Genomic DNA, 15,132 nt, shown 5'->3' on the forward strand with positions numbered 1-15,132 from the left:
CTCGAAAATTTCTGTGAGAAGGAGCCTTTTCACCGTTCTCCAGATGGTCAGAACTGGGGGCGTTAGCATTGAGTGAATACATACTGATTGTAGAGGATGAGGAAAGAATTGCTAGGGTTCTTGAAATCGAGTTGGAATCTGAAGGTTATCGTGTGGCTAAGGCCGGCAATGGATTAGATGCTCTGGAAATATACCGTGCAGGTGGGATAGATCTCATTCTGTTAGATGTGATGCTTCCAGGGATGAGCGGGATTGAGTTGCTAAGGAAAATTAGGGTGAATGATTCACAAATATCTATTTTACTACTGACGGCGAGAGGTTCCATTGAAGATAAGGTATCGGGGCTTGATCTAGGGGCTAACGATTATATTACCAAACCGTTTGTCATTGAAGAACTGCTCGCACGTGTACGTGCTGCTTTAAGATTACGTTCTCTTAAGACCGAGCAAGAGATACCAGAGCAGTGGCTGAGTGTTGGAAATTTGAAGTTGAACGAAAGCACGAGGGAAGTGTTTAGAGGGAATGATACGATTGATCTAACCCCACGTGAATTTGATTTACTGGTGTATCTTCTTAAGAACCAAAGGCAGGTGTTGGGCAGGGAACAAATATTGTCTGCCGTATGGGGTTACGATTATTTCGGAGATACAAATGTGATTGATGTATATATTCGTTATGTGCGCAAAAAAATTGATCGTGCTAGCGAGCCTGATCTCATTCATACGGTTCGTGGTGTCGGTTATGTACTGAAGGACAGTCCATGAGACTACGCAGCAAAATACATTTATATTCGTCCGTTCTGTTTGCTATCCTACTGATCGTCATGAATGTATCAACTTACTATATGTTTAGTACATTGTCAGTTAATAATGAACTAGATCGCGCAGAAGCTCAGACGCTACAAATTGCTAACGCGATGCGTCAGGTAGCTGGGGAGATTCCCACACAAGATTTATTGCGTGGGTATGTACCCGTTGACGGGATGATTCGAATGATAGGACCCAATGGGACGAGTCTTGCTCCCGTTACTTCAATGTCTCAACAAGATCTCAGTAAGCAGAAGGCCGTATATGACACAACCAAACGAGTTCAAGTTATAGACGATCTCGATCAGAGATATGTCATAGTGTCCATTCCCGTGATCTGGTCGGATGGCGAGGTGATGAATATTCAAGTGACGGAAAGTATGCAAAGTACGATGGACACGCTTCAGGTTCTGCGAGTCGTGCTCATCGTCGTTACTTGCATTGCGCTCATCCCTGTACTGTTCTCCATTCGCTTGCTAAGTCGTGTTATTATGAAGCCGATTAGTGCCATGACGCTGACGATGAAGGAAATTCGACGTAGTGGGCATTTCAAGCGTTTGGAGTTACAGGGTCAATCTAAAGACGAGCTGATGGAAATGGGTATGACATTCAATGATATGATCCAGCTGCTTGAGAATAATTATAAGAAGCAAGAACAATTTGTAGCGAATGCATCGCATGAGCTTAAGACACCGCTGACGATTATCGAGAGTTATGCCAATCTTTTGCGAAGAAGAGGGCTCGATCGCCCAGAATTATTCAATGAATCCATTGAAGCCATTCATTCGGAAGCGATTCGTATGAAAGAAATGACAGAGCAACTCCTATTACTTGCTAAGCATAAGGAGCAATGGAATATCAGCATGGAAACATTGAACCTCTCGGAAGTAGCAATGGGGTCAGCTAAAGCATTCCGCAATGCTTATGGTAGGGAGATCCATGTAGATGGGCAACAGGAAGTGTACGGTTATAGTGATGAGAAGAAATTGAAGCAGCTGTTGTTTATCTTGTTGGACAATGCTCAGAAGTATAGTGATGATGACATCGTGATTGAAGTTGGATCATTAGAAGGTGAGGGCTATATTCGTATCGTTGATCATGGAATTGGGATTGCTAACGATAAGCTACCTTTTGTGTTTGATCGATTCTACCGAGTGGATGAGGCGAGAAATAGACAGGCCGGGGGCGTAGGACTTGGTCTTTCCCTAGCTGTAGAGATAGCAGAAGCGATCGGAGTACGTATTGAGCTTCATAGTGTGGAAGGGGAAGGGACGACCGCAGAGATATGGATACCAAGAGAAGTATTTAAGATCAGCTAGCATGCTGACTCTCACCGTATTCTAACCTAGTGCCTTTATATTAAGGATATGTCAACGGAGGTGATCACGAATGAACAACAAGATCGTACGAATATCGGTCGTTGTGCTGATTGTTCTGGGATTAGTAACAATTGGAGTAGTGTGGAGGTCATGGGCTAGCACACCTGTTCTTTTATCAGAGGGGGAAGTCGTCCAGGGGGTGTTAGCCGAGTATCCTGGTGAGGTTATGAGTACTTCTCTTGAGAATGATGCATATGTCGTACAGGTTCAGATGGTGAAGGGTCTTTATGAGCTGAGGGTAGATGCGGACGGTGGGGCAATTACATCGATTAAACGATTGGAAGCTGTTGTTCCTGATGTGATTGAGCCAACCAAGAAACCTACCACAGATACGGATAAAGGATCAACAGCTGTGGTTACTCGTGACGAAGCCATCGCCATTTCTCTGAAGCAGGTACCCGGTACTGTTGAGGAAGTGGAGTTCAGAGGTAAGCATGAAAGTGGGTATTATCTTGTGGAGATTGACACAGACGATGGACGTGAAGCCGTAGTACAAGTGAATGGGATCACGGGTGTTATCATGTCAGTGACTTGGGATGACGATGACGACAAGGATAGCCATAATGATTAGAAGAGCAATCAATCTATAATGAATACACACTCCATTCTCATCAGATTCTAATGTTGCTATCTCTTTGCTCTCATTTAGTAAGGGTATATTGAGAACATGAAAGAAAGTAACATATGAGGAGGAACATGAAATGAAGATGAAACAAAAGATAGGTGCTGGTGCATTACTAGCTATTATTGCAATCGGTGGAGTATACGGAGTAGGTAGTGTACAAGCTGCTAAATCTAGCACAAGTAACAGCACACAGAAGCAAGTGATTGGAATTGAGATGGCGGAACAAAAAGCACTTGCAGTAGCTAAGGGTCAGGTAGAGAGTATTGAACTTAAGAAGAAGAATAATCAGGTGTATTACGAGGTTGAGATTGATCAAGGACAGAAGGATGTTGACGTATTAATCGAGGCGTATACTGGTAAGTCCCTAGGGGTTAGAAATGACAATGATGATGACGACGATGATGATTATAAATATACGGATGCTACATCTACTGTGAGTGATTCCACTATTGGAGTTAGTAAAGCAAGTGCTGTCGCAGTGAATTATCTCAAAGGAACAGTTATCGAAGTTGATCTTGATCGTGATGACGGTAGACTTGTTTATGAAGTCGAACTGAAAACCACTGAAGGAACAGCTGAAGTTAAGGTAGATGCGAAGACAGCTGAGATTATTTCTGTTGAAAAAGATTCGGATGACCATGATGATCACGACGACAATGATCATGATGATGACAAGAATGATGATTAAAATATTCGTCATGATATAACAATAGCGCATCTGTTATTGGTCGCTGTAAAATAAAATGAGAAGTTTTGCATGAGTTCTCTGAACTTTTGCGAAGCCTCTTTTTTTGTTTTGGTTTAAAGGGAAAAGCTTACATATTGGTTAACTTTTTAGTATATTTTTAAAGTAACTTGGACATATGCCCGCTACGTCAAATGTTCCTCGGCGATATGATCTTGTTCCTTATGTCCTTTTTTGTTGACTCACCCATGAAATCCGAAAAGATTGGGATTCAGTTATATCCGTTTTTTAACGAAAACATATGAAATTAGTATCATATTAAAAATTTTAAATGAAAAATCATACGTTTTTTAACCTTTATGTGAAAAGGGAAATATGCAAAGTTGGTTAAAACATCTATGATCACATTGTAAATGTAGAGCGTTTACATATGAAGTTCAGCAGGAAGGAGCAATTCCATTGAGTCAGCTTATGGTAACAACAAGAAAAGATTATCAAAAGAACAAAGCAAGAAAAGGTCTGTTTCGAGAGTTATGGAAAAACGGTTGGTATTATATGATAGCGCTTCCAGGGTTGATCTTTTTCTTAGTATTCAGTTACATGCCATTGCCAGGGATGATCATTGCATTCAAAGATTATAACTTTCGCGATGGCATATTCGGAAGCAAGTGGGTAGGATTTGATAACTTTAAATTTTTCTTTAATGGGGAGTATGCTTGGCGAACGACCTTTAATACGTTATTCATTAATGCAAATTACATCATCTTCGGTACACTTTTTGCGATTGCATTTGCCATTCTATTAAATGAAATTAGGCATGGGCTTCTTAAAAGGCTTTATCAAAGTCTCATGTTCTTGCCCTTCTTCTTCTCTGCCATCGTTGTAGGAAACTTTGTTTATTTGATATTCAGTTCCAAATTCGGTATTGCCAATCAGTTGTTGAACAGTGTCCATCTTCTTCCGATTGATTGGTATTCGAATGCGCAGTATTGGGTTTCTATACTCGTTGGCGTATTTATTTGGAAGAACACGGGGTACGCCGTAGTTATTTATCTAGCAACAATCGTAGGAATAGACGACGAATTATATGAAGCAGCTGCTCTTGATGGAGCAGGCAGTTGGCATAAGATTCGGTATATTACCCTTCCTTTATTGGTTCCGACGATCACTATTCTGACTCTGTTATCGATTGGGAAAATATTTTATGGAGATTTCCAAACGATCTATTCTATCGTCGGTGATAATGGATTACTCTTCGCTACTACGGATGTTATCGATACTTATGTGTTTCGGGCAGTTAAAACGGTAGGCGACATCAGCATGCCTGCTGCCGTTGGATTATATCAATCCGTCTGCGGCTTCATCTTTGTTATCGGATGCAATTGGGCAGTGAAGAAATATAACAATGAAAATTCATTGTTTTAGATAGGGGTGAAGTGGTGAACAACAACGGTAAAGTATCGCAAGTTATATTTCATGTCATAGCTATCGCATTTTGCATTTTTACGACGATTCCTTTTATTCTGACCATTATCGTATCGTTGACTGATGAGAATTCGGTTGTCAAACATGGCTATCGATTTATTCCAGAACAGTTTTCATTCGACGCGTATAGGCTGATATTCTCAGGAAGCTCAATCCTTAACGCCTATAGCATTTCTATAGTAGTGACGGTCTTGGGAACTGCACTGAGCTTGCTAGTCACGACGATGTTGGCCTACACCATAGCGGCTCCAAAGGTAAAGTATAGAAACTTCATAGCACTTTGCGTATTTATTCCGATGATTTTTAACGCAGGGCTTGTCCCTTGGTATATCTTCATCACGAAGTATTTACATCTGAAGGATTCCATACTGGCCTTGATCTTACCGATACTGGTTAGTCCCTTTAATGTATTTTTAGTCCGTAATTATTTTAGATCACTGCCGCCAGCGCTTATTGAATCCGCGGAGATAGAAGGAGCTAATCCACTGTACATTTTCTGGAGAATTATTATTCCACTCTCTGCACCTATCATTGCGACCATTGCGCTGTTCTATTCGCTAGCCTACTGGAATGATTGGAATCTAGCCTTGTGGCTCATCGATTCCCGTGAACTATATCCTTTGCAGTTCATGCTATTCAAGATTCAATCCATGATTAATTATATGAGTTCTCAGGGCAGCTACGGAGTTGGAAGCAGCACCTTGCCTTCTATTACCGCTCAAATGGCCATGGTTCTTGTTACCATTGGACCTATCATTCTCATTTACCCATTTATACAGAAGTATTTCATCAAAGGTATTATGATTGGTGCCGTAAAAGGCTAGATTAGGTTGTAGCCTGATAACGGGTTCAACATAGATAAGTAAAGATAATAGAGGGAGGAAAAAGTATGAAAAAAGCACATGTAAAAGCAACGGGTATCTTCATGGTTTTAATTCTATTACTAAGTATGCTAGCAGCTTGTTCACAGAATGGGGGGAATACGCCAGCCGTAAAGCCAACCAATACGGCAGAGAAAAAAGATGATGATGCGAAAACACCGGAAACGGCCGTGTCTCAAGTGGAGGGAACTGTCAAAATCGTTCTTCCTGGCGATGCACCTAAGGATATTGCAGGTGTAAAAGCTGCGATAGAAGCGAAGCTTCAAGCAGATGGTTTAAATATCAAACTGGCATTCACTTACTTCCCATGGGACCAATATTCCAACAAACTCAATCTGATTGCAGCATCAGGAGAGGACTATGATATTGCCTGGACACATGTAAGCTGGTTATCCCAAATTACAGCTAAGAACGTCGTCCTTCCTCTGAATGATTTACTTGATAAGCAAGGCCAGCAGCTTAAAGAGAACATACCTGCTGCTAACTTCATGAGCGCATCCATTGATAATAAAATTTACGGCATTCCAACTCTTGTTCCTACCGCGGAAAACAATAATTTCTTTACCATTCGCGGAGACCTAAGAGAGAAATACGATCTGGGACCCATCAATACGTTAGCAGATTTCGAGAATTACTTGGATGCGATTAAGAAAAATGAACCGGATATGGTGCCTATCGCTAATGATGGTAACCGTGGTCTTTTGAGAGAATTCGGCGATGTTTACCTCCCAATCGGGGATACCGGTGCGGGACCTGCTTATATCGATCCAACGGATCCGAATCTTGAAGTGAAAAACTTTTACGAGTCTGATATTTTCAAAAACATTGTGGACACAAAAAGGAAATGGTATTTGAACGGTTGGCTACCAAAAGATGCCCAAGAAATCAAAGATCCCGAAGCGGCTTTGAACAATGGGAAAATCGGAGCGATATGGTCTAATGTCCTTAAGATTTCCGAGCGTATCGACGCCTTCAAACAAACGATGCCGAATGGAAAGTTGGAGGATGTTTTCTTGAATCCTGAGCGACCGAAGTACGTTTTCGATGCAGCTTCTAATTTATTGTCCATCTTCTCAACAAGCAAGAACAGTGAAGGGGCTATGGCTTTTATTAACTGGTTCAGAAGCAATCAAGAGAACTATGATCTGTTCTCTTATGGGGTCAAGGATGTCAACTATAAGCTGGATGGTAACGCTGTGTCGACTGAAGGTATCGCAGATAACGCCACTTACAATCAGGTTTATTGGGCTTGGGATGATATTGGTTTGAAGCATTTCAGTAAAAATGTAGAGACTAGCTATATTGAAAATTTGAAAAACTGGGATTCAGATGCCATTGTAGCTCCAATGCTTGGTTTCCGGTTCAATGCAGATCCTGTAAAGTCGGAGATTGCCCAAATTGATGCAGTGGCGCAAGAATATGTTGTTGCTGCTTATGCTGGGTTTATCGATTATGAGAAGTTTTATCCAGAATTCCAAAGTAAACTGAAGTCAGCTGGCATCGATAAAGTGGTTGCTGAGGTACAAAAGCAATTCATAGAATTTCAAGCAAAAAATGCTGCGAAATAGTGGTTAGAGCAAGTAAAGAATGATCTATTTAAAGCCTGAGGAGGCCAATCTATTATGAGAAGAGGAAGGAAATATCTGAATCTCTTTCTATGTTTCGCGATGATATCGAGCAGCTTTGTAACGTGGAGCATTGGAACTAACCAAGTTTCAGCAGCTGTGGATACCGAAAACGTGAACTTAGCTTTGGGTAAAACGGTGACAGCGAGCAGTTCGCTGTCACAACATTCGCCTAGCTATATGGTAGATGGCTCTATAGATACGATGTGGTCAACGAGCGATACCGGCCAATGGACTAGTCCGATTACCGATGAGTGGGCAACGGTCGATCTTGGCGAAGACAAAGATATTACTAGATGGGTCGTCAAGAGTGGTGGCCCTGGTGCTTTAGTGACGAGTGATTTCCAACTCGAGTACAGCATGGCTGAGGAGGGCGAGCCTTGGCAAACTGCGGACACGGTCTCGGACAATACAGCCGAATTCTCAGACCGAAATTTAACGGAGCCCATCCATGCAAGATATGTTCGGCTTCATGTGACGAAGAAGACTTCAGATGGTGTGGAATGGCCAGCTGTAAGGATAAGTGAATTCGAGCTCTATTCCACTTCCACTGCTGTGAATATCCCTGTGTTAACGGCAGATACAGATTCTGGCACGGTAGTGAAGGGGACATTGGTGAAGCTTAACGCTTCACCTCCTACAGCGGTAATCTATTACACGACGGATGGCAGCGATCCGACAACATCGCTAACGAAGCTTATGTATAGCGAACCGCTAACAATTGAAAGCGATATCACAATTATGGCAGTCGCGACGGATGAGACGACCGGAGCTCAAAGCGAAACCAAGACGTTCACGTACAGACTAGCTAAAGAAGAAGCGTCGGCGGTTAATCTAGCGCTCGGAAAGAGCGTGACCGCCAGCAGCTCACTTCCTCAGCATTCGCCAAGCTTTATGACAGATGGCTCTACAAGTACCATGTGGTCGACAAGCGATACTGGCTTTGGAACAAATCCCATTACGGATGAGTGGGCCGTTGTTGATCTCGAAGATCAATATGATATAGCCAGATGGATTGTCAAGCATGCAGGCGGCGGCAGTTTGAACACGAAAGATTTTCAGCTGGAATACAGCTCAGGTGGTGGGAATGGACCTTGGCTTACTGCAGACACCGTAATCAATAACACGATTATTGTCACGGATCGGGTACTTGCTACGCCCATTCATGCCAGGTATGTTCGGCTTCACGTGACGAAGAAAGCTGCAGAAGGTTCGGATTGGCCAGCTGTACGAATAGGTGAGTTGGAGCTGTATACGTCTACAGTTCTTATACCTAAGTTAACGGCTTCTCCAGAGTCGAGTACGGTGATAAAAGGGAAGAAGGTAACGCTTAGCAGCAGCCTTCCTTCGGCTTCCATATATTACACGGTTGATGGGAGCGACCCGAGAATATCGCCTAGCAGATTACTTTATTCGGAACCACTTACGATTAATAACGATGTGAGCATCAACGCTGTTGCCATTGATGAGATCGGTGGGAACGAGGGGGAGATGCAGAGCTTAACTTACAAGGTGCAGGTAGTGGAGGATGTAAAGGACTATCCTAATCTTGCAAGCGGCGCCGTTGCAACGATGACTGCAGCAGCGGGATGGGGCAATGTGGCAGGAAGAGCTATCGATGGAAGCCTGAGTACGTATGCTCAACCGGAGAAATTCGGTCTATGGGATCTGATCGTCGATTTCGGGAAGCTGCAACCTGTCAATTATGCTGTTTTACGTAAAAACCCTGATCATCAAAACTATATAACGCAATTTACAATTGACGTATCGGAGAACGGGAATGACTGGACCACGGTTGTAACGGAAAACAGCAATAAGGATACCGATGATCAAATGTATAATTTCCCTGCAAAGAACGCGAGGTATGTCCGATTGCATCAAATCGCTCACGTAGGAGGAGCGGCAGCAATCTGGGAATTCGAGCTTTATAACACTTCAAATGCGATGCCAGTTCAAATCGACATGCTGACCAAAGATGTATCAGAGGGCACTCTGGTTGGTTTATCAGCTTCAGAGCCTAATGCTTCGATTTACTATACGACCGATGGAAGTGATCCTCTCACATCCGACAGCAGGAAGTTATATGAAGGACATTTCCCTCTAATAGGCAATGGAGTAGATGCTGAAACTGCTGTTACACTCAAAGCATATGCAAAGGTGGATGGAAAAGAGGACAGCATCGTCACATCTTATTCCTATCAAGTCGTGGCTCTGTCTACAAATCCAGCTACTGGGACCGTTGAGGAGAACACGGAAGTTGCTTTGCTAAGCTCTGTTGCGAATGCTGTCATTCATTACACGACAGATGGGACAGATCCAAAGACTTCCGCAACGAAACAGACCTATAGTAATCCGATTGTGGTTAGGAATGACCTAGCAATTCGAGCTTATGTGGCTGTTGGTTCTCAAGCAAGCAAAGTACTTACTTTTCCTTTCAGCCTAACTAAGTCAGTAACGAATGCTGCTCTTGGAAAGCAGGCTACTGCTTCTTCCGAGGAAGCAGTAAATCCCGCATCGCATGCGGTAGACGGCCAACTAGAGACATCATGGACTTCCAATAATTCAAACAAGAACAGCTGGCTTCAAGTCGACTTAGGTGAGAGTTATGAATTAACGGGTACCGAAGTGACATGGAAAGAAGACAACAAGAATTACAAGTATAAAATTGAAGTATCTTCCGATGCCTTGAATTGGTATCCGGCGGTAGATCGATTGAGTTATGCAGGACGCAGTGGAGTCCTTGCCGATTCTTTCCTTGATGCGGCAAGGAGATACGTACGTATTACCGTGACTGACTTTGAGCTTGGTAGTAAGGCAGGCATTAAGGAGTTTAAGGTGCTCGGCTATCCAAGTGAAGCGATGCCTACTCTGCCTGTTGGGCCCTCAACCAATGGATGGGCAAGACCTGTCATTGCTCCTATGCCGCTTACGGTGGCAGGCGTACAAAATCCGATTATCAATTTGAGCGGAACTTGGAAATTCACACAGGCACCAGCGCAAGGGTTCTGGAAGAACAACGTAGAGCCTTCTGCTTGGGCAGATGCTAAAGTACCCGCCAACTTAGAAGTTATTGGGTTTGATATTCGTTCGCAGCAGGGCGGAGATTGGTTTCCAGACCGAAATGTTGAGAATGTGTACAAGAAATCTATTTTTATACCTGAGGATTATCAGGGGCAAAAAACGATGCTGCGATTTGAAGCTGCCTTTGATGTTGCAAGAATCTGGGTTAACGGGCATTTGGTTCGGACGCATCGAGGTGGCTTTACAACCTTCGATTGTGATATTACGGATTATGTGACGCCTGGCGAGAGTGCTTGGATTACGGTGGGTATTACCGCAGAGAAAGGTTTTGTTGAATACCAGCATGTTCGGGGACTGGTAGGAGAAGTGAAAATGTTTGCACTGCCTGTCAATTATTTGACTAGGCTGCAAGCTGAAACAGAGTTCGATTCTACGTATACTGATGCAACCTTGAAGGTTTCTGCAGGTATGATTTTCGGCAGCTCACAAGAGTCTCTTGTCAATCTTGAGCTTGTCGATCCCGATGGACATACGGTGCCGATTGCGCCTGGTGCCATCCCATTAAGCGCAGACAGTCCAGATAGCATGATCAGCATACCCGTGAAAAATCCTCAAAAGTGGGACGCGGAGCATCCGAACCTGTATAAGCTGACTGCCAACGTAATGGTAAATGGGGAAATCGTGCAGACGGTTGTTCGAAAGATCGGGTTTAGATCTATTAAGGTCGATGGGAATAAAATGCTTGTAAATGGAAAGGAAGTCAAACTGCGCGGAGTCAATTGGCATCAATCGTCTCCTTTGGCTGGTGTTGCCGTTGATATTGAGCATGATAAAGAGTCACTGCTGAAGCTGAAGGATGGCAACATCAATTATATCCGGGCTTCGCATTGGCCGCAGTTCGAATATGTTCTCGATTATGCGGATGAGATCGGCTTGTATGTCGAGCAGGAAAATTCAGTCATGTTCATAAATGATTCACGATTGAGTAATTCTGATTATTTGAGTTATTTCATGGGGCAGTTCTCAGAGACCATCGAGAAGGATCGCAGTCATCCAAGCCTTGTCATTTGGTCGCTTGGGAATGAAAGCAGCTGGGGAAGTAATGTGGCTGCTACTCACGACTATGTGAAAGCAATCGATCCAACAAGACCGGTCAAATTTAGCTTTGGCGTCAATGCACCTAGCCAATATAATGATCTTTTTAGTGTTCATTATGGAGAGAACGGTTTGAAGTTCGGCGGCGGTGATAAGCCAGATATTCGTGATGAGTACGCACATTTATTCATGTATTATGGTAGCTGGAATAGTAATGATCCTTCCTTCCAAGACTTCTATGGAGAGTCGATCAAACGCTATTGGGATCATATTGATGATTCAGAAGGAGCGCTGGGAGGCGCGATTTGGCACTCTCGTGATATAGCCACCTTCTGTGAAGAGAAAGTATGCGGATTCAATGCGAAATGGGGACTTATGGATTCTTGGAATCGGGAGAAGCCGGAGTACTGGAATGTGAAGAAGGCCTACTCGCCTATCCGCATCGAGACCAATACCTTGCCTAACCCTGGCAAGGGAAATGAACTCCAAATCCCTATTGAGAATCGGTATAACCATACCAATCTGAATGAGATCAAAGTCGAATGGACCATGAACGGACAATCGGGAATATTGACCGGACCCGCTATTGAACCTATGAGCAGCGGAAGCTTGGTTATTCCTGCAAGGTCATGGAAGCTTGGAGATACGGTCCATCTGAAATTCTATCAGAGCGATCGCTACAAAACGGACCGATTGGTAGATGAGTATAACCTCACCATTGGTGAGAAGACATTCCATTTCAAGGAAGCGCAAGGGCAAGCACCCGATATTCAGAATAATGATTCTGCCATTACCCTGACAGGGGAGGATTTCAGCCTTACTTTCGACAAAGCTACGGGCATGATCCAAACAGGCATTTATAAAGGAGAAACGATTCTGATCGGGGGCCCTTACTTGAATATGGGATTCACCTCCTCTCTGGATGCTTGGAAGTTATCCAGCATAACCAGCACGAGCACAGATAATGAGGCGATCGTGAACATAGCTGGAAATTACGGGAATACAGGTGTGACTTTCACTCTTCATGTGGACGGGGCTGGGTTGATTAAGACGAACTACACAGTATCCCATTTACCTACTACCTATGATGCAATAGGTGTAGCCTTCGACGTCTCTGCTGCAGCAGATCGGATCACATGGAACCGCAATGGCCAGTGGTCGTACTACCCAGAAGATCAGATTGGCAGAAATGAAGGAATGGCCTTCAAGACGAGTAGTGAAGGTGTTGAATTATATGGGGTTAAGCCGACACGGGCATGGTCGCAGGATGAGAAGGATTTCAACACGTACGGTAAGAATGATAAAGGGCAGCGAGGAACGAATGATTTTGTTGCTTCCAAGAACAATTTCAATTTCGCCTCCTTGTTGTTAGGAGAATCTGGCAAGAGACTCACCGTACAAGGGGACGGTAATGGTTCGGTAAAAGGATCTCTACTAGCAGACGGAACCGTCAGGCTGGCAATCAATAATATATGGTCGCATCCAGCGGCGTACCCTGGTTGGTTAGAAGCAAATTCAGTCAGTAAACCTATAACACTAGCTGCTACGTATACGAATAGCGTAAGTATGAGACTCGATGACCATGATGATTATACGGTAAGCTATTCCGATGCCGCAACCTACTTGAGTGATCTGAACTGGGTGAGTGCAACGACAGGGTGGGGCGAGGTGAAGAAAAACGCCAGCATCCAAGGAAATGTACTGACTGTGTTCGACGGAATGGGAAGCAAGTCGTATGAAAAAGGAATCGGAACCCATGCTAGCTCTGAGATCGTCTATGATTTGGACGGAAAAGGATACGAGATATTTGAGTCCTATGTAGGCGTTGATCAGGAAAGTACGCAAGGGCTGATTACTTTTCAGATTTGGGCAGATGGGGAAAAGTTGTTTGAAAGCGATAAGATGGGTATTCGTTCCGCAGCACAGAAGGTGAGTGTTAATATTGCAGGTAAGCATGAGTTGAAGCTGATTGTAACCGATGGTGGTAACGGATCGAGCGGCGATGATGCCGATTGGGTTGATGCAAAATTGTTTAAATCTCCAGTCGTAGTTGCTCCCAGCACGGATGCAACATTAAACGGTATCGTTATCGACGGCCAATCCCTAGTCGGATTCCAAAAGGACAAATTTGCGTATAATGTCGCCTTGCCAGCTGGGACACAAGTTGTTCCGTCCGTATCTGCTACTGTTGAAGATTCCAATGCGGCTCTTAAGGTAACTCCAGCGATAGCTTTGCCTGGAACGACAACGATCGAAGTGACGGCGGAAGATGGTATAACCATATTTACTTACACGATTTATTTCACAGTCACGCCTGGAACGACCAATCCTGAAGGCGGTAATCCTCCAGATGGCACGACCGACCCTGTAGGTGGTAATCCTGTAGGTGGCAATCCTTCAGGTGGAACGACGGGGGAACCTAAGTGGCCTTCCAAAGAACAGCAGGTTGTGGATGAGCTGAAGGTGACAAATGGAGAAGCTGTTGTGACCCTACAGAAGGGGATCACTGAAGTGCTGATTCCTGTTCCATCTGAGGCACTGAAAGGCTTAGGCAAGATAGTATTCCAAGGCGAGGATATCTCCGTGGAGCTGCCTGGTGCTGTTATTGCTCAATTGATCAGTTTAGCGAGTGAAGGGAAGAAGGCATATGTATCATTTAAATTCACCAAAGTTGCCGAGACAGAAGCAGAACGACTTTTGAATAAGGCTGCAAGTGATGCACACGCTGCTATCACACCCATTGGAAATGTCTATGATTTATCTATTGGAATCGTCGGTTCGGATGGAAAAACGGTGAAGTTATTAACTGAATTCGTGGAACCGATCCTATTAAAACTAAAGGTTAATGGAGCTGTTAATCAGAACCTAACAGGCATCTACTATGTGAAGGACAACGGAAAACTTGAGTATGTCGGAGGTCGCACATCTAACGGAATGATTGAAGCGCTAATTCATCATTTCAGCAAATATGGCTTACTGACGTATGATAAGACCTTTACAGATGTCTCCGATCAGCACTGGGCATCAGATGTAATCAAAAGGATGGCCGCTCACCAAGTGGTTACAGGAGTGAATGATACCGAGTTTGCCCCGAAAGCGAATGTGACTCGAGCGGAGTTTGCAACGATACTTGTTCGAGCTCTGGGATTGCAATCGACAGGAACAACGCCATTTACGGATTTGAAAAAAGATGAGTGGTACACTTCAGCGATTGAGGCTGCCTATAAAGCGGGTATCGTAACGGGACGAAGTCAAACGCAATTTGCACCTGACGCTACGATTACCCGCGAAGAGATGGCCGTTATGATTATCCGTGCTTATGAAGTGAAGACAGGAAAGAAGGTGGATATAACATCCAAACAAAGCCAGTTCGCAGATGATCAACTTATCAGTGGATGGGCAAGGGGATCTGTTCAAGCTGCCTTTGATCTGGATCTTCTTAAAGGTCGCGGAAGCAATCAGTTTATACCCCAAGGTGTAACAAATCGAGCGGAGAGCGTTCAGGTTATTGCAAATGTATTAGAGTAAAG

Annotated in this window: 8 protein-coding genes; all 8 read left to right on the forward strand. The window is 43.9% G+C overall.

Going from position 1 to position 15,132, the window contains the following annotated elements:
- Positions 1-68: 68 nt before the first annotated feature.
- The 8 genes from ACP8HI_RS01890 (at position 69) to ACP8HI_RS01925 (ending at position 15,130) form a co-directional block, all read left to right on the forward strand.
- Positions 69-764 carry a response regulator transcription factor gene (locus ACP8HI_RS01890; RefSeq protein WP_438349462.1) on the forward strand — a complete coding sequence of 232 codons (696 nt, stop codon included), beginning with the start codon at positions 69-71 and terminating at the stop codon, positions 762-764.
- Complete coding sequence (locus ACP8HI_RS01895; RefSeq protein WP_438349463.1) at positions 761-2,125, forward strand: ATP-binding protein; 1,365 nt, start codon at positions 761-763, stop codon at positions 2,123-2,125. Before ACP8HI_RS01890 ends, ACP8HI_RS01895 begins: the two co-directional genes overlap by 4 nt.
- Positions 2,126-2,195: 70 nt before the next feature.
- A complete protein-coding gene (locus tag ACP8HI_RS01900) occupies positions 2,196-2,756 on the forward strand; it encodes a PepSY domain-containing protein (protein ID WP_438349464.1) in 561 nt (186 codons plus the stop codon).
- Between the two features lie 130 nt (positions 2,757-2,886).
- Positions 2,887-3,498, forward strand: a complete 612-nt coding sequence (locus ACP8HI_RS01905) for a PepSY domain-containing protein (protein ID WP_438349465.1) — start codon at positions 2,887-2,889, stop codon at positions 3,496-3,498.
- Between the two features lie 456 nt (positions 3,499-3,954).
- A complete protein-coding gene (locus ACP8HI_RS01910) occupies positions 3,955-4,920 on the forward strand; it encodes an ABC transporter permease (RefSeq protein WP_438349466.1) in 966 nt (321 codons plus the stop codon).
- Positions 4,921-4,934: 14 nt separating this feature from the next.
- Positions 4,935-5,804 (forward strand): carbohydrate ABC transporter permease, encoded by an 870-nt coding sequence (locus tag ACP8HI_RS01915; protein ID WP_438349467.1) that lies wholly within the window; start codon positions 4,935-4,937, stop codon positions 5,802-5,804.
- Positions 5,805-5,869: 65 nt separating this feature from the next.
- Positions 5,870-7,429 (forward strand): ABC transporter substrate-binding protein, encoded by a 1,560-nt coding sequence (locus ACP8HI_RS01920; RefSeq protein WP_438349468.1) that lies wholly within the window; start codon positions 5,870-5,872, stop codon positions 7,427-7,429.
- Between the two features lie 54 nt (positions 7,430-7,483).
- A complete protein-coding gene (locus ACP8HI_RS01925; RefSeq protein WP_438349469.1) occupies positions 7,484-15,130 on the forward strand; it encodes a discoidin domain-containing protein in 7,647 nt (2,548 codons plus the stop codon).
- Positions 15,131-15,132: the final 2 nt, after the last annotated feature.

The organism is Paenibacillus sp. FA6 (assembly GCF_051550225.1).
In the GTDB taxonomy this organism is placed as follows: Bacteria; Bacillota; Bacilli; order Paenibacillales; family Paenibacillaceae; genus Paenibacillus_AQ.